Source organism: Pseudomonas sp. S2_A02 (assembly GCF_054668495.1).
Window position 1 is genome coordinate 2,259,258 of record NZ_CP162776.1, and the last position, 16,333, is coordinate 2,275,590.

A 16,333-nucleotide genomic window follows, 5' to 3' on the forward strand; every position below is an offset into this window, starting at 1 on the left:
ACAGTGAAATCGGAATCTGGTGCGTTCATGCAACACTCTGAAACAAGTACCCGATGAAAGGTTTTTCATCTACCCAGAAGAAAACGGCGCGCTCGTGAAGCCGGACGCGCCGCTGTCTTCGTGAGTTGGGTTAACGGTGTCCGCGATAGTGTCCACCGTGGTAATGACGGGGCCCACTGAAATAATAGTAGCGATAGCCCCCGTAAAAACGCGGGCCGCCGTCGTAGTAAGGAGAGTAGTTATAGCCGGGATAGTAATAAGGTGCCGGATAAACATCGGCACCACCTGCGTAGTAATAGCAGCCGGACAAGCCCAAACCAAAAAACACACAGAGCAGTATTCGGCGGAGCTTTTTCTGACAAAGCATGGCGGCCTCCTGGAAGACCCGCAAACAGCAGTCGGCACTGACCGGCTGACACCTGTTTTGACTTTCAAACCGGTCCCGAGTGCCAGACAGCGTCTGGCCTTCAGATCAGCGGCCAGCTCAAGCTGGCTTGCGCATGGCTGCCAGCCGACCGATCATGCGCGGTCTCGGGCCAAGCAAACCGGCCGTAATCGAATGCCTCTCATGAATAAACCTGACCTCTGCCCGGCTTGCGGCGCCTCCAACGACTGCAGCCTGGCTGACCCGCGAACCGTTGATCGTGCCTGCTGGTGCTACGGCGTCAGCATCGATCCGGCGGTGCTCCAGGCATTGCCCGCCGAGCTGCGCGACAAGTCCTGCCTGTGCCCGGCCTGCGCCCAGGTCGAGATGCAGTTGCAAGCAGCCGTTTGGCCGATCCCTAGCCATGCGCGTTGACCGCTTCCTCAGCAACCTGCCCTGCTTCAACCGTAAGCAGGTACGCCTGTTGCTGGTGGAAAAGCGCGTCAGGGTCGACGGAGAAGTCGTCAGCGACCCTCACGCCGAGGTGCTCGAGTTCAGCCGCGTGGAAGTCGACGACGAGGTGCTGCAAGTTGGCAAGCCGGCCCGCTACTTCATGCTGCATAAACCACCCGGCTGCGTCAGTGCCACCCGCGACCCGCAACACCCGACCGTGCTCGACCTGATCGATGAATCGGACAAGGAAGACCTGCACATCGCCGGCCGTCTGGATTTCAACACCACCGGCCTGATGCTGATCACCAACGATGGCAGCTGGTCGCGACGCCTGACGCAACCGCAGACCAAACTGCCCAAGATCTACCACGTCGAGACGGAGCAGGACATCACTGCCGAGTACGCGATCACGTTCGCCAAAGGGCTGTATTTCGCCTTCGAAGACCTCACTACCCAACCTGCCGAACTGGTCGTACTCGGGCCAAAATCTGCGCGTCTGAGCATCGTCGAGGGCCGCTATCATCAGGTTAAACGGATGTTCGGCCACTTCGACAACAAGGTGTTGCGCCTGCACCGTGAACGCATGGGTCCGCTGGTGCTCGACGATGCGCTGAAGCCGGGCGAGTACCGGCCGTTGAGCAGCGATGAGATCCGATTGATCTAAGCAGGCGACCGCTCAGCAGAAGCCGCTAAAAATTTTACGAAAGATACTTGCGCGATGACGTGACCCCTGCTTGAATCAGGACGTCGGCGCGAAATGTGACCGGCGAGTCACCAAAACTACTCTAAGAAACTTTTGCCGGCAGAGAACCCTCAGGTTCCGCCTTCCCCCGGCAAACTGCCCGCTTATAACAATACCCGTCGACCGGCCTGCAATGGATCGACATGGGCCTTCAAAAATTCCAGGCGTATGCCTACCTGTCACAAAGCTCGTGCAATCTGATTTGCGCGCATACCCGCTTGCCAGGAGTCTTATGTCATGAGGCCAGAAATCGCTGTGCTGGATATACAGGGTCAGTATCGGGTTTACACGGAGTTCTATCGCGCAGACGCCGCAGAGAAGACCATTATTCTGGTCAATGGCTCCATGTCCACGACTGCGTCGTTTGCACAGACCGTGAAAAACCTTTACCCAGAGTTCAATGTGGTGTGCTACGACCAGCCCTACGCGGGCAAGTCCAAGGCTCACAACCTGCATGAGAAAATGCTCACCAAGGAAATCGAAGGGCAGATCCTCCTTGAGCTGATCGACCACTTCGCCGCCGAGCACGTGCTGTCGTTTTCCTTTGGTGGCGCCGCCACTCTGGTCGCCCTCGCCCAACAACCACGGCGCATCGAAAAGGCCGTGATCAGCTCGTTCTCGCCGGTGGTCAACGAGCACATGCTCGACTACCTTGAGCGCGGTGTCGATTATCTCGGCAGCCGTGACGGGAACCGGGTTGGTGACTTGGTGAACAGCACCATCGGCAAACACCTGCCCTCGCTGTTCAAGCGCTTCAACTACCGTCACGTCAGTTCGTTGGCCGAACATGAATACGGGCAGATGCATTTTCACATCAGCGACGTGCTCAACAGCGACCGCCAGTGCTACCTGAACGCGGCGAAGAAAATCAACGTGCCGGTGCTGTTCATGAACGGCGAATGGGACGAGTACACCGCCGCCGACGATGCCAAGCTATTCGCCGGCCACGTGCAGCACAGCACCTTCAGTACCCTGCAGGCCACCGGCCACTTTCTCGACATGGAGCACAAAGCTGCCTGCCGAGACAGCCGCAACGCATTGCTGGGCTTCCTGAAACCGACGCAACACGAAAGCCGACCGCGTTACCACTACGTTCAGGACCACCATGCATTGGCAATTTGAAACAGAGTCATCGCGAGCAAGCTCAGCCCTACATCGTTGAACGCACTCCTGTAGGAGCGAGGCTTGCCCGCGATAGACCGCAAATGCGGTCTGTGCTTTCGTTTCACCCGTGCTAAAGCCATCGCACGCAAAGAAAAACTTCATTTTCACGCCCACATCTGGTACAAAGTCAGCCGCTCTGAGCGGGTGTCGTATAATGGCATTACTCCAGCTTCCCAAGCTGATAACGAGGGTTCGATTCCCTTCACCCGCTCCAATCGAATTTTTGTCTCACGTCAGTTTTTTTGGCGGGGGATGCAGGAACACAAAAAAACCGGCCTCGATGGCCGGTTTTTTTGTGTTTGGGGTTTGGTGGAATCGGGCTCTGAAACATCCCCCAATTTTCGTCCATTATCCGCTGATCGATGAGCAAGTGCTCTCCGGGCGTTAGCGACTACCCTGAAGCCTGTTAGCATTTTTTTCGAAAAGTACGGATTTATTATCAAATTTCATCAAGCGTTAATGTTTTCACATCTACGGAAATTAGCGTTTTGGATTCCTCTACGAACGGCTGACAGGGAAACGTCTGAATGTGGCGCTGCAATGCAGAATTCGTCGGCGCACGCCAAGCCCATGCCGCCCTCCAGACCTTGACACCTCCTGCCCCGCATACTAGCGAATGCTATACTTCCTACGAATTGCATGAAGCGTACAACGTTCCCCATGGACACAGATACCGACTGCAAATCTCAGTTAACGGCTGCAAGACAGAGGAGGTCTACAGCCAACACGAGATGGGAGGTGTGGCATGAATCGGCACTATTACATCAGTGACAATCTCGACGATCTCGAAGCCGTTGAAAATGAACTTGAAGCCAACGGCATCAATACCGAACAAATTCATGTGCTCAGTGAACAAGTGGCTGATGTTGAAGAACATCACCTCCACGAGGTTAACTCGTTGATGAAACAGGATGTTGTTCACTCTGGCGAGATTGGTGCGTTGGTCGGCGTGCCACTCGCGGCGCTGGTCCTTGGCGGCGCCTATTGGATGGGCTGGACCGAATCCGCCGCTGGCTGGGTGCCTTTTATCTTCCTGGCCATCGTTATATTTGGCTTCTGCATCTGGGAAGGCGGCTTTTTTGGTATCCAGGTGCCGAATGCTCACTTCCGCAATTTTAAACAGATGGTAGAAGAGGGAAAACATATCTTCTTCGTGGATGTTGAACCGAATCAGGAACCGGTACTGGATCGGGTAATTGAACATCATCCAGCGCTGACGATCGCCGGCACGGGAACGGCAGCTCCCCACTGGACAGTGGCCTGGCAGCACAAATGGCATCAGTTCAAGCGAGTGATATCGGGTTAGCCCTGGAGACTCATGGCCATTCGGAAGCTGCTTATTGGCCGAAGGAAATGACCCGGCTGAGGAAAACATAGTCTGCCTCGGTGGCCATCAGTCCGACGAGCACCAGTAAACATAAAGGTGGCAACAGTATGGCGTAGACAATGGCCAACCGTTCCCAGGCCATGTGCATGAAGATGGAGACAATCAAACCTGCCTTCAACAACATGAAAGTGATGATCAGAGACCACCGAAGGTAGCCATGGAAATGGAAATAGTCGACAAGGTACGACATCGTGCTGAGGACGAATAACAGCCCCCAGATTTTGAGGTACAAACTGATTGGATGTTGCTGACCCTGAGCATGCGCCATCACCCGTGCTCCTCTACCATAAATAGAAGAAAGCAAAAATAAAAACCCACACCAAATCCACGAAGTGCCAGTAAAGCCCGGCTATCTCGACGTTTTGATAGTTTCCGGAGCGCTCATAATCTCCCCGCAATACTTTCATCGCCACAATGCTGAGGTAGATGGCTCCGATTGACACATGCAGTCCGTGGAAGCCGGTAATCATGAAAAAGCTGGCACCAAATTGCGCCGCCCCCATGGGGTTCCCCCAGGGACGCACCCCTTCTGCAATGAGCTTGCTCCATTCAAATGCCTGCATGCCGACGAAGGTCACCCCCAAGGCAGCGGTCGCCAGCATCAGGGCAGTGGTTTTCGCGCGATCACGGCGATAGGCGAAATTAACGGCCATGGCCATGGTGCCGCTGCTACTGATCAGCACAAAGGTCATGATCGCGATCAGAATAAGCGGGATTTCTCTACCGCCGATCGTCAATGCGAACACTTCACTGGGGTTCGGCCAGGCGGTGGTGATGGTCATGCGTACCGACATGTAGCCGGTTAAAAAACAGGTGAATATAAACGTATCGCTGAGCAGGAATATCCACATCATCGCCTTGCCCCAAGGCACCTGCTTGAAGACCTCTTTATCCGAGGCCCAGTCGCTGGCGATGCCCTGCCATCCCGGAGCAGGCGGTGAGTCGGGTGGATTGGATGAACTGGATTCGCCTGGGGCAAGTGGGTGCGATGCCATGGCTTTTCACCTCAGGCCGCAGAATCTGGCGATGGCTTCGTAAGTCTCCGGCGTGCTGGCCAGCAAAGCGAATAGCACGAACCAAAGACCCAGTAAGTAGTGCCAATAAGTGGTACAGAGTTCTACGCTGACGCTGAGTTGCGCCAACGGCACGCGACGCAGGAATTTAGCGACGATTATGCTCCAGGCTATCAGCCCGCCCAGCAGGTGGAGCCCATGCAGGCCGGTCAACAGGTAGAAGAAACTGTTGGCCGGATTGCTGGCGACAAAGTAGCCCCAGGCGACAAACTGCTGCCAGACCCAGAGTTGCCCCACCAGAAAGGCAATGGCAAATACTCCCCCCAATGCAAAACCAATGACTGTTGCGTCCAGTCGAGCCTGCCGGGCGGCCATACGCGAGCACTGCAGTGCGATGCAACTCAATACCAGAAAAGCCGAATTCAGCCATAGCTGCCAGAGATTGGCTAACGGCGCCAAGGGGTCAGTCAGGGGGAGCCAGTCGGCCATTTGTGAACGGGCAATAAAGGCGAACAGGAAGAGAAAGAACAACGAACTCACCACGACCAGAAACAAGCGCAGGCCCACTCTTGCGATTTGGCTTCTATCAGCCTCGGTGGCCTGAATACCACCAGGATCGCGACTCCAACTGCCGCCGGGGTCAGCGCCGTCGGCGTTTCTCAATAGCAGCCTTTTCATGTTTTAACGTCCGCTATCTTGGTTCCGGCACTCAGTTGCCGCATCTGCTCCAGCTCCTCGGCGGAGACGGTTTGCGGAACGAAATCCTGTTCTATCCCCGGCACACTGTAGTCATAGGCCCAGCGATGCACGACCGGCAGCTTCGCTCCCCAGTTACCATGTATCGGCGGGGTGTTCGGCGTTTGCCATTCCAGGCTGGCCGCGCCCCAGGGATTACTGCCTGCGGGCTTGCCCTTGAATGCACTCCAGGCAAGGTTGAACAGGAACAGCAGCTGGGAAACGCCGACGGTCAATGCGATCACCGTAATGAAGGCATTCAACTCTTGCGCCGACTGCGGGATGAACGCGTAGTTTTCATAGGCGTAGTAACGGCGAGGCATGCCCTGGAAACCCAGGTAGTGCATGGGGAAGAAGATGGCGTAGGTACCCAGAAAGGTAATCCAGAAATGCAACTTGCCCAGGGTGTCGTTCAACATGCGCCCGGTGACTTTCGGGAACCAATGATAAATGCCGCCGAACACCACCAGTACCGGAGCGACCCCCATGACCATATGAAAATGGGCGACGACGAAATAGGTGTCCGAGAGCGGAATATCCACGATCACATTGCCGAGAAACAACCCGGTCAGACCGCCGACCAGGAAGGTGACAATAAAGGCCAGGGCAAACAGCATCGGCACGGTCAGATGGATATCGCCCCGCCACAGGGTCAGCACCCAGTTGTAGACTTTCAGTGCGGTCGGCACCGCGATGATCAAGGTGGTGGTGGCGAAGAAAAAGCCAAAGTACGGGTTCATTCCACTGACATACATATGGTGCGCCCAGACCACAAAGCTGAGTACGCCAATCGCAATAATGGCCCACACCATCATTCGGTAGCCGAAGATATTTTTACGCGCATGCGTGCTGATCAAGTCGGAGACCAGGCCAAACGCAGGGAGAGCAACGATGTAGACCTCCGGGTGGCCGAAGAACCAGAACAGGTGCTGAAATAATATTGGGCTGCCACCCTGGTGATCGATCTGCTGCCCCAGTGAGATCATCGCCGGCATAAAGAAGCTGGTGCCCAACAGCTTGTCAAACAGCATCATTACCGCACTGACAAACAATGCTGGGAAGGCCAGCAAGGCCATAATCGAGGCAGTAAAAATTCCCCATACGGAGAGCGGCATGCGAAACAATGTCATGCCGTGCGTGCGCGCCTGCAACACCGTGGTGACGTAGTTCAAGCCACCCATAGTGGCTGCGACAATAAAAATCGCCAGGGAGACGAGCATCAGGACGATGCCCCACTCGACCCCCGGTGTCCCCTGAGAAATGGACTGTGGCGGATAGAGCGTCCAGCCCGAACCAGTGGGGCCGCCAGGGACAAAGAAGCTGGAGAGCAACACCACTACCGCTACCAGGTAGAACCAGTAACTCAGCATGTTGACATAGGGGAAGACCATGTCACGGGCCCCCACCATCAGCGGGATCAGATAGTTACCGAAGCCACCCAGAAACAAGGCCGTCAACAAGTAAATGACCATGATCATGCCGTGCATGGTCATCGCCTGATAGTAAGCACTGGCGTCCATGAACTCCAACGCGCCGGGGAAGCCAATCTGTATACGCATCAAGCCGGACAACACCACGGCGATAACGCCCACGAAAATAGCCGTCAAGGAATATTGAATGGCTATAACCTTGTGGTCCTGACTCCAGATATATTTGGTCAGGAAGCTTTTGGGTTCGTGTAGTGCTTCTGTTTCGGCTTGCTCCGCATAGGCCATCACGTCATCCTCCTGTTCGAAGTTTCGGTGCATTCCTGGCTGCTTTACGGCTACTTCCCCTGGCTCCGCCTTACTCGCATCAGCGTCGGCATTCGCTTTGGATTTGATAAAAGCGATCAGTGCATTCAACTCCTGATCAGTCGGAGCCAAGGTCGGCATGACGGGTGCATAGCCTTTGACGATTTTGGCGCCGGGATTAAGAACTGAATCCTTTATATAGCCCTCATCGACCTTGGTACTCGTACCGTCGGCAAGGGTTTCTGTCTTGCCATACAGCCCCTGCCAGCTGGGGCCGACACTCTTGCTACCATCGACACTGTGGCAGGCCAGGCAACCTAGCGACTCGGCCAGCCGCTGCCCCTGCGTCGCCAAGTCGTCACCTCTGTCCAACTTTTCGCTGGCAGACGGTTCTTGCTGCGCGGCACCCAGTGATTTGATCAGGGCGACGACAGCACCCAGTTCATCTTCAGTGAGAGTATAGGCCACCATGACCGGCGGGTAGCCCTGCACCAGTCGGGCCTTAGGATCGAGGATCGACTCTTTCAGGTAGGCCTCATCAACCAGCGCACTGGTGCCATCGGCAAACTGTTCAGTGCGGCCATACAGCCCCTTCCATCCCGGGCCGAGACTGGTACTGCCATCCTGGCTATGGCAGGCACCGCAGCCGTATTTTTCGACCAGCAAGCGACCTTTTTCCACCACGCTGTCCTGACTGGGTTTGGCTGCTGTCTTTAATGTCTGCGCAAAAGTCGGTTGGCTGTTCAGCCATTGATCGAAGGCGCCCCGCTCTTCCACAATCATCTGGCCGCGCATGTTGTAATGACCTACGCCACAATATTCAGCGCAAAGGATTTCATATTTCCCGGTTTTAGTCGGCGTAAACCAAAAGTACGACACCATCCCCGGCACCATGTCCATCTTGCTGCGAATTTGCGGGATATAAAAATTGTGTAGTACATCTTTAGAACGCAGTAAAACTTTCACTGGTTGATCGAGCGGAAGGCGAACTTCATTGTTTTTTATAAGTACATCGTCCTGACCCACAGGATCCCTGGGATCAAGGCCGAGGGGATTGGTGGCATCAACAAACTTGATATCCGATTTACCCAGCTTGCCGTCATGGCCGGGAAAACGAAAGGCCCACTGCCACTGCTGGGCGACCACTTCAAGTTCATAAGCATTTTTCGGCACGCGGATGAAATCATTGTAAACCACCAGGCCTGGCGCCAACATTGCGGCAATACCTACCGAGGTCACGATAATTAACCAGGTTTCCAACTTTTTACTTTCTGGCTGGTAGTGTGCCCTGGAACCTTCCTTGTGCCGGTAACGCATCACGGCTACCGCCATAAATACCGTGATAGCGATGAAAAATATTCCACTAATGATCAGGGTGATGAACAGGGTGGTGTCTATCGACCCCCAGTTGGACGCTGCCGGTGTCGCATGCCAAGGCGCTAGTATATTGAACAGAACTGATGCAATAACGATTAGTATCAAGATAATTGCTATTGCCATTTTCTGTTCATCCTATTCCTGTTGTTCACTGGTTATGCAACAGCATCGCCACTGACGTCCAAGCAGGGCAGACAAGTACCATCCATGCCGACGGCAAAGTCCGCAAGAAGTATAGTGCATGGACGGAACACGCGCTTTTTCTGAAAAACCTGCTGGCCAGATATTCCAATTCGAACATTAAGTTAATCGTTTAAAGCTATTCGCTACATGTAACTATGGATATTCAATATCCCGTCTCTCGGGACTAAATGTGGCATAGCGAATTGACGCCGGCTACAGCAAGCGAAGCCCGGTTGCCAGCTATACTCAACCCTGATACGGATGGCAGAACTGGCCAGAAGAGGATGGCTTGAGAAGAGACAAGAGCTACAGAGTCCAGCAGTCCACGACGGAGGTTTCGTCATGAGTAACCTGACGATCGAAGGCTGGTGCAAAACCACCGGCGCGCAAAAGTCCACCCCGATAGGTGAGATCAGTTTTGATGTCGATGGCCCCCTCCATCTGCGTCTGGAGCAAGCTGAAGAACGTTTACAGAAGACCCATGAGCCTGAAGCCATGGTCGATGTCGACATGAGCTCCATGGATTTGATCCTGCCAGAGGGGTACGGCCCCTTGTCCGACTGCCAAATGCGCGTCTACTTGCAGCACGAGCGCGGTCAGTTCCATTTGGTCGGGCATCAAGCGAGTGATGGAAGCTTGGTCTATACCAATGCGGTTCTGATTGATCAGCTGCTTTAGAAGCTACTACTCAATTTCAGTCTCGCGTCATGATGGTTGAAGTGGCCAATGCCAGTCAGTTAAGCGAGCAACCGCTTTTCGCCGCACCGCGGGCTCCTACATGTCCAATTTGCCCAATTGACTGACATTGATCCGAAGTGGCCCGTTTTTTTATGCATTGAGATTTGATCTCCCTCGCTCCCCAGCACCTCGGCAAAACCCTGCAATACAGAAAGCCGGCCTTCCCCAAGCCATCGCCAAATGCCCTCCTAGACTCATTTCATGTCGCTAACACATCGGTGCTCAGGATGCATTGGCGGTTATAGTGTTGATTAGTGAATTTCAGTAGGTATAGTAACCACAAGCACACCACAGGGAGGTGATGTGAATAGCCGTTTTTTGATAAGCCAAATCGTTGCAGATGGCTGGTATCTGGTACGAATCAAGGGGAGCCATCACCATTTCAAGCATCCGACCAAGCCAGGACTGGTAACGGTTCCTCATCCGAAAAAGGATCTGCTCAAAAAAACGGCCATCAGTATTTTGCAACAGGCACTGCTCTGACGAGTCGATGGACAGCGCCTTCGGAGGATGACGAACATGCTTTATCCAATTGCGATTTCCATGGGCGATGACGAACACGCCTGGGGTGTAGAAGTACCGGATATTCCGGGTTGTTTTTCCGCCGGCGAGGATCTGGATGACGCCATGGCCATGGCACGCGAAGCCATCGAAGGCCATTTCGAAATATTGGCCGAAGACGGATCACCGATTCCGCCCGCCAACAAAGTGACCCTGCATGCGGCCAATCCACAGTACGCAGGGTGTACGTGGGCCGTGGTGGACATCGATATCACCAAATACCTGGGCAAGGCACAGAAACTCAACATCACCCTGCCCGGCTACCTGCTCAACCGCATCGATGAGTACGTACTGCATCATCCGGAAGAGAAGAGTCGCTCCGGGTTTCTCGCCTCGGCGGCACTCAAGGTTTTGCAGCAGGGCTAATGGTTCGAAGGTTGGTCAACCAAAGAGCCAATCGACCAGGCATGTCCCTTTGTAGGTCAACGCGTCGCCACCATGAACAACCGCGGAAATGGCAACAGCACCGAACCATCGCTCAGCGCCGGATAGGCCTGCTCGATCGCCGCCTGATACTGCTTGAGATACTGCACCCGCTCCGCTTCATTCAGCGGCTCAAGGAAAGGCCGTAAACCGCTGCCCTTGAACCACTCGACCACGCCCGATGCGCCGTCCGCGAGTGGATGGTAGTAAGTGGTGCGCCATACATCGACGCGGGTGCAGTGGGCACGCATCATCGAGTAGTAACCACCCGCATCCTCCATTTCCGTTCGCAGGCCAGTGGCTCTTGCCAATTTGTCAGCCCAAGGGCCGTTCGCTGCAACCTCGCGCATCAACCTGTGCGACGGTTCGTTGAGGTTGTCGGGCATCTGAATCGCCAGGCTACCGCCGGGCGCAAGCCTGGTTACCAATGACGGCAGCAACCGGGTGTGATCGGGCAGCCACTGCAATACCGCGTTGGCGAAAATCACATCGAACGGGCCGGTCTCGTTCCAGGTATCAATGTCAGCAATGTCGAAACGCAGGTGAGGCAAGCGCTTGCGAGCGGCCTCGACCATATCGGGTGAACTGTCCACCCCTCGCACCGCGGCATTGGGAAAACGCTGCACCAGCAACTCGGTGGAATTACCGGGGCCGCAGCCGATGTCGATTGCCGATTGGACGTCCACTTGGGGGATGGCGGCCAGCAAGTCACGCGCCGGGCGCGTGCGCTCATCTTCAAACGCTACGTATTGTTTGGCGGACCAACTCATATCGCTCTCCTGTCGGTGCAGGGTTGTAGCCAGAGGCAGACAACCGGTTCGCTACGATACATCGACCGCGTCAGTTAACCCACGCCCCCACCCGCCAATGCCAGCCATCGTTACGTTGCTCCCAGTGCGGATGCACATAACGATAACCCGGCCGTTCCGGGACCCAATGGCCATGAATCGCGACATAACGCCCACCTTCCCAACGCCAGTACCCTCTGGACCAGAGATAACCCGGCCGCCCCGCAGGCTCTACCTCAACAACGCGTTCCGGTGGCGGTTGCGGCGCGATGATTTCAACATATTCACGCTGCACCGGACGCCGGTCATGAACAACCCGTTCCTGCACACAACCCGCAGCGGTAACCACCACCGCCAGCAACACCATGTAACGTAACAACATGCCGCCTCCTCAGGCTTGAAAGCCAAATCGAGTGAATCAGCAAAAAACACCCCCTTTTCTAACCATGCTCCTGCCTGGTTCATTACTCTTTTAACAGGCCTTGTCTGTCTGTTGCCTGAACCCGGGTCATTTGATGATTGAAAAACACAGGGGATCTGAATGAGTCTTCTCTTATCGCAAAATCATTGAAAGTCATAACAAAAAGAACCGTTCGTCGAGCGAACGACAAAGCGATTTTGACAGTATAGAAATGGCATCTATAGTCCTACTCGCGGCCTGTTGGAAGGAACCCAACCCGTCATTTCAAGGCAAGGAGCAAGGCCAGCTCGTACCCCGTGATCGAGTGGGTTCCCCAGTAGTGTGTTCGCAACGGCCGCAAGGCAAACAAGCGTTGCCGTGCCTGGTAGGTAGCCAGGTAATCACTATGTTCAAAGGAGCTTTACTATGTCTCGAGTCACGGATGTACTTGTTTCCATCGACACCGAAACCATTCTGAAAAATTATCCGAACATCAGCAAAAACCCTGCTGCGCCGACGATGATCGACGTCAATCATGTGTACATGGTGACCAATCAGAACAACGTGGTAAGTGGCCAGGCCGGTGGCGAACTCAACCTGAAAGCACAGGTGGGCGATCTGATTCGCTGGCGTGAAACCAGCCTGTCGCAGAGCTTCGAGACTGCGGTGGTTTTCTACAAATTCATCGGTAACGCAGGTAACGAGTTGATCTCCACGCCTACGCCGCGCAAGGCTACCGCCTGCGTCGCCGTCCCCAACACCAGCAACCCGTCGGTGCCCAGCTGCCAGAAAGTCGATAACTATTACTGGTCTTCGGAAACACTTTCGTGCGGCAGCGTGACCTATCACTTCAACTTCCTGATCGTGGATCGCGATTGCAAAATCGTCGGCTGCTGCTCTTGGGATCCGTTCATTACCATCCGCAACTGATGATGCGCCGGGCCCCTTGGCAACGAGGGGCCTACCGGGCTCGTTGCCGCCTCGACTGGAATGGATCTCTGCTTGAACCGAAGCGGCTATCGATATGCGTCAACATCATGAAAGGAATCCATGATGACTTCCGAACCGATTAACTCCCCTTCGGCGAGTGTCGTGACAGCCAATAATGTGCTGCTGATCGTCGATGCCGAATCGCTGCTTTCCCGTTACCCGCAACCCAGCCTCGAACCGCAAAAACCGACTGTGATTGAAGACGGCTTCATCTTCGCCATCAGCGATACAATGACAACACAAAATGCTAAAAGTGACAGTAAAATTACACTGACCGCCAACAACGGAAAAGTCTTTCATATCCGCGGCAGAACCGTCAGCCTGCTGGCCGAACACAGCGTGGTATTTCACAACATTTCGGTAAGCGATACCGGAATCCTTTCGCCGCCCAAACTGGTCGTCCATGACGAGCAGACAGTCCCCGCGCCCGACCCCGCCAACCCGACCCAACCGGGTAGCCACAAAGCCGATGATCATTATTGGGAGTGCTCGCAACTGACCCCGGGTGTGGCAACCTGCGAACTGAGCTTCATGCTGATCAACCCGCGCTGTGAAGCGTTGGGGTACTTCAGTTGGAAGACTGAGGTGATGCTGTCGACGTGAACAGAGACCCACAAAAAACCGGCCTCAAGGGGCCGGTTCTTTGTATGCCGTTTACCCAACACGGTCAGTCGTAGTATCCAACTGTCTTCTTCAAGTGATCCGAATAATCGTAAATCTCATCAACCGAGCCAATCGGATGCCGCGTTTCATTTTTTTCTTCGTCAAAAATCCCAATGTACTTTTGTGAACGATTGAAATGAAGGCGACAAATCGGCTTGCGATTGTTGTCATCGAGCAAGATCCCAAAATAGCTTTGCGTATCGCGCTGCACTATCCGTTTAGCGTCTACAACCGAACGAACCACCGCACGGACAATGTGATAACCCTCCAATTCTTCCAGGGTCGTCAGCACTTTATCCTCTGATTCGTCACGCGGATCTGTCAGATCACTGCCGCCGGCAGGAACCGATCTCGATGCCAGCGCAGGCTGAATGGCACCACTCATAGCTGATTTGAGTCGGTCATTGATCTGATCATTGAGAAACTGCACGACTGCTTTTCTCGTCAGCTCGTGGAACTGTTCACGGACTTTCTGAGTTATGACCCCATCGTACACTCGGGAGGCGAAGACTTTTACAAAGTCGTCATCAGGTTTGATGACCTGCGAGGCGATGACCTTTTTGATCTGACTGACGTATTTCAGCTCACCTGCAGCATTGATGATCGAATCCACGTCGAATGCAGACTTGGTGAGCTTGATCAATTCGGGGACGGAGTACTCATCGATATCCAGAAGATCGAGTTCAAGAAACGGTTTCTCATCCATCTTGTTGGGCGCATCCAGGTCGGTGAAGAATTTATAGACTTGGCCGTTGGTGAGGATAGAGATTCGAGCGCTGGTGACATGGAAATAGCGAAACAGCTGGGAGGCGTGATTGATGTGCAGCGATTCGCCTATTTTTTTGCACTCGATGAGGATCTGTACCTCTCCTTCCTTCATGATTGCGTAGTCAATTTTTTCTCCTTTTTTCGTTCCGATATCGCAAACGAATTCTGGAGTCACCTCACTCGGATCAAAGACATCGTAGCCCAGCACCGTACTGATGAAGGGCATGACGAAAGCATTCTTGGTCGCCTCCTCCGTCTGAATTGCAGCGCTTTGCAAACGAACCTTGGCGGCTAGAGCTTGCTAACTTCTCAAAGAATTCCATGAGTGACCTCTGACTTGGTTTCGATCCGTGTGTTTGCATGCTGGCAAATTGACTGCCATTTGATACTAGACACAAACCGGCACAAAGAAAGATTCCAATCAAAGATTCCAGACGCAGCAAGGCATAGGCCGCATTCCGATGAAGAGCGCGAGCGCTCCCTCGGCCGTGGAAATGGTTGCGACCTTCTCGGCCCCGAACGATGAGCGCTGACAGAGGGTTCAGCGCACCGGCTTTTCATCCCGCAGGCAATATTCAGCAGAATTTTCGTCGTGCCCGTGCTGTCTGAAAATCAGGCGCATTCCTATAAGGAACACGGCAATGAAATTCGCAAAAATTGCACAGAAACTCTCCCTGTGGGCCGGCCTGCCCCGGACATTTCTGGGGGCGATCGTTCTGATTATCCTGTGGGGTTTGAGCGGGCCGATTTTCCATTTCAACGATACCTGGCAGCTGATCATCAACACCTCGACCACCATCATCACCTTCCTGATGGTGTTCCTGATCCAGAACACCCAGAACCGCGACACGGACATTTTGCACTTGAAGATCGATGAGTTATTGCGAGTCACGAAAGAAGCGCAGAATGCGATGCTGGGGCTCGAATCGCTGGATCTCAAACAGTTGGAAGAATTGAGAAAGAAATATCGTCACCTCGGCGAGGGCGAGACGATTCCCCTGGACGGCACTGTTGTCCCGGAAACAAAGAAACAGGATTGATGAATGTTGATCCATGCCCCGCGGGTGACCGGCGACGTCACCCGCGCCATGAGTGCTAGCGACTGGCTTGCAGGGCCCTGGCCATTTGCAGATGGTTTTGCAGTTTGGGCAGGGTTTCTTCGGCGAACGCTTTGATTTGCGGCACGTCCGTGGTCTGCGCTTGTTGTTGAAGCTGCTCGATGGTCTCTTGGGTAGTTTTCACCTGACTGGCGGCATACGCCTGATCGAAGGACGCATCGTCCTTCACCTCGGGAATCAAGGCTTTGGCCTTATCCATCACCTCTTCGCGTGGTGCGACCGGCAAATCGAGTTGCTTGGCAATTTTCGCCAGATGCTGGTTGGCGGTGGTGAGGTCGTTGATCACCACGATGGTGTAATCCTTGACCTCTTTGGACTCGGTTTTCTGGTGCGCCAGGCGACTGGCTTCGATATCGGCCATGCCTTTGGCCGACGCTTCGTTGATGAATTCAGCGGCTGACTGGGCAAAGGCACTGTTGGCAAACAGACCCAGTAACGTGACAAAACTGGCATTGCGTAAACGGGTGGCCATCCGGCTCATGGTCGCGCCCTCCTTCTTTGAAAATTCCAACGGGGGCTTTCGCCCCCGTCTTTTAATGAAACCATCTTCACTATTACCGGGATTTCTGACCACCTTTGCGGCCCATGCCGCCTTTCGCGGAGTCTTTATCAACGGTCGTCGTGGTGGTTTTCCCACCTTTGCGACCGGCTTCAGACGCCTTCGTTCGATCATGGGCACTACCCGGACTCGGATTTTTTGAAGTAGGCATGGTTTTCATCCTCTTGATGATGA

The 16,333-nt window shown here is 54.2% G+C and carries 19 protein-coding genes, 1 tRNA gene and 2 pseudogenes; 11 read left to right on the forward strand and 11 right to left on the reverse strand.

The genetic code is table 11. From position 1 onward, the window contains the following. Window positions 1–130: 130 nt before the first annotated feature. Window positions 131–367, reverse strand: coding sequence for a hypothetical protein (locus tag AB4O41_RS10370; protein WP_460147649.1), 237 nt, complete (start codon window positions 365–367; stop codon window positions 131–133). A 201-nt stretch (window positions 368–568) separates the two neighbouring features. On the opposite strand from AB4O41_RS10370, the gene AB4O41_RS10375 reads away from it, so the two are divergent. The 5 genes from AB4O41_RS10375 (at window position 569) to AB4O41_RS10395 (ending at window position 4,029) form a co-directional block, all read left to right on the forward strand. Continuing rightward, window positions 569–799, forward strand: a complete 231-nt coding sequence (locus AB4O41_RS10375) for a cysteine-rich CWC family protein (RefSeq protein WP_460147650.1) — start codon at window positions 569–571, stop codon at window positions 797–799. Further along, the gene (locus AB4O41_RS10380; protein WP_460147651.1) at window positions 789–1,481 is read left to right on the forward strand and encodes a pseudouridine synthase; all 693 of its coding nucleotides are present in this window, start codon (window positions 789–791) and stop codon (window positions 1,479–1,481) included. Before AB4O41_RS10375 ends, AB4O41_RS10380 begins: the two co-directional genes overlap by 11 nt. Window positions 1,482–1,796: 315 nt before the next feature. Next, on the forward strand, window positions 1,797–2,681 hold the full coding sequence (locus AB4O41_RS10385; protein WP_460147652.1) for an alpha/beta fold hydrolase: 885 nt from the start codon (window positions 1,797–1,799) through the stop codon (window positions 2,679–2,681). Between the two features lie 182 nt (window positions 2,682–2,863). Then, window positions 2,864–2,937: transfer RNA gene (locus AB4O41_RS10390), tRNA-Gly, on the forward strand. 531 nt (window positions 2,938–3,468) lie between these two features. Then, window positions 3,469–4,029, forward strand: a complete 561-nt coding sequence (locus AB4O41_RS10395) for a magnesium transporter (protein ID WP_460147653.1) — start codon at window positions 3,469–3,471, stop codon at window positions 4,027–4,029. A 31-nt stretch (window positions 4,030–4,060) separates the two neighbouring features. On the opposite strand, the gene AB4O41_RS10400 is transcribed toward AB4O41_RS10395, so the two are convergent. The 5 genes and pseudogenes from AB4O41_RS10400 to AB4O41_RS10420 all read right to left on the reverse strand — a co-directional run. Beyond that, a complete protein-coding gene (locus AB4O41_RS10400; RefSeq protein ID WP_460147654.1) occupies window positions 4,061–4,378 on the reverse strand; it encodes a cytochrome C oxidase subunit IV family protein in 318 nt (105 codons plus the stop codon). Between the two features lie 13 nt (window positions 4,379–4,391). Further along, window positions 4,392–5,105 (reverse strand): heme-copper oxidase subunit III family protein, encoded by a 714-nt coding sequence (locus tag AB4O41_RS10405; RefSeq protein WP_460147655.1) that lies wholly within the window; start codon window positions 5,103–5,105, stop codon window positions 4,392–4,394. A gap of 6 nt (window positions 5,106–5,111) precedes the next feature. Next, entirely contained in the window at window positions 5,112–5,801 is a 690-nt protein-coding gene (locus AB4O41_RS10410; RefSeq protein WP_460147656.1) for a cytochrome c oxidase subunit 3, read from the reverse strand. Continuing rightward, entirely contained in the window at window positions 5,798–7,573 is a 1,776-nt protein-coding gene (gene ctaD / locus AB4O41_RS10415; protein WP_460148324.1) for a cytochrome c oxidase subunit I, read from the reverse strand. The genes AB4O41_RS10410 and ctaD overlap by 4 nt, the downstream gene beginning before the upstream one ends. A 54-nt stretch (window positions 7,574–7,627) precedes the next feature. Continuing rightward, window positions 7,628–9,091 (reverse strand): annotated as a pseudogene (locus AB4O41_RS10420) (c-type cytochrome); the annotation flags it as partial. 402 nt (window positions 9,092–9,493) lie between these two features. Between AB4O41_RS10420 and AB4O41_RS10425 the strand changes: the two are divergent. From AB4O41_RS10425 to AB4O41_RS10435, 3 genes are all read left to right on the forward strand, one after another. Continuing rightward, window positions 9,494–9,829, forward strand: coding sequence for a hypothetical protein (locus tag AB4O41_RS10425; RefSeq protein WP_460147657.1), 336 nt, complete (start codon window positions 9,494–9,496; stop codon window positions 9,827–9,829). A 363-nt stretch (window positions 9,830–10,192) separates the two neighbouring features. Continuing rightward, window positions 10,193–10,372, forward strand: coding sequence for a type II toxin-antitoxin system HicA family toxin (locus AB4O41_RS10430; RefSeq protein WP_048394018.1), 180 nt, complete (start codon window positions 10,193–10,195; stop codon window positions 10,370–10,372). A gap of 36 nt (window positions 10,373–10,408) precedes the next feature. Then, window positions 10,409–10,816, forward strand: coding sequence for a type II toxin-antitoxin system HicB family antitoxin (locus AB4O41_RS10435; protein WP_460147658.1), 408 nt, complete (start codon window positions 10,409–10,411; stop codon window positions 10,814–10,816). Window positions 10,817–10,872: 56 nt separating this feature from the next. Here AB4O41_RS10435 and tam read toward each other — a convergent pair whose 3' ends face one another. Together tam and AB4O41_RS10445 are read right to left on the reverse strand one after the other, a co-directional pair. After that, complete coding sequence (tam, locus tag AB4O41_RS10440) at window positions 10,873–11,643, reverse strand: trans-aconitate 2-methyltransferase (protein ID WP_460147659.1); 771 nt, start codon at window positions 11,641–11,643, stop codon at window positions 10,873–10,875. 70 nt (window positions 11,644–11,713) lie between these two features. After that, the gene (locus AB4O41_RS10445; RefSeq protein ID WP_460147660.1) at window positions 11,714–12,043 is read right to left on the reverse strand and encodes a YXWGXW repeat-containing protein; all 330 of its coding nucleotides are present in this window, start codon (window positions 12,041–12,043) and stop codon (window positions 11,714–11,716) included. Between the two features lie 444 nt (window positions 12,044–12,487). Here AB4O41_RS10445 and AB4O41_RS10450 point away from each other — a divergent pair, with 444 nt between their 5' ends. Then, window positions 12,488–12,991 carry an inclusion body family protein gene (locus AB4O41_RS10450; protein WP_460147661.1) on the forward strand — a complete coding sequence of 168 codons (504 nt, stop codon included), beginning with the start codon at window positions 12,488–12,490 and terminating at the stop codon, window positions 12,989–12,991. Window positions 12,992–13,114: 123 nt separating this feature from the next. Beyond that, window positions 13,115–13,654 (forward strand): AidA/PixA family protein, encoded by a 540-nt coding sequence (locus AB4O41_RS10455; RefSeq protein ID WP_460148325.1) that lies wholly within the window; start codon window positions 13,115–13,117, stop codon window positions 13,652–13,654. Window positions 13,655–13,718: 64 nt separating this feature from the next. On the opposite strand, the pseudogene AB4O41_RS10460 reads toward AB4O41_RS10455, so the two are convergent. After that, window positions 13,719–14,805, reverse strand: a pseudogene (locus AB4O41_RS10460) (type I restriction endonuclease). Between the two features lie 318 nt (window positions 14,806–15,123). Between AB4O41_RS10460 and AB4O41_RS10465 the strand changes: the two are divergent. Then, window positions 15,124–15,522, forward strand: a complete 399-nt coding sequence (locus AB4O41_RS10465) for a low affinity iron permease family protein (protein ID WP_192344331.1) — start codon at window positions 15,124–15,126, stop codon at window positions 15,520–15,522. Between the two features lie 55 nt (window positions 15,523–15,577). Here the strand turns inward: AB4O41_RS10465 and AB4O41_RS10470 are convergent, their stop codons facing one another. Both AB4O41_RS10470 and AB4O41_RS10475 read right to left on the reverse strand, forming a co-directional pair. Beyond that, the gene (locus AB4O41_RS10470; RefSeq protein ID WP_123360469.1) at window positions 15,578–16,081 is read right to left on the reverse strand and encodes a DUF4142 domain-containing protein; all 504 of its coding nucleotides are present in this window, start codon (window positions 16,079–16,081) and stop codon (window positions 15,578–15,580) included. Between the two features lie 73 nt (window positions 16,082–16,154). Further along, entirely contained in the window at window positions 16,155–16,310 is a 156-nt protein-coding gene (locus tag AB4O41_RS10475) for a KGG domain-containing protein (RefSeq protein WP_008014777.1), read from the reverse strand. Window positions 16,311–16,333: the final 23 nt, after the last annotated feature.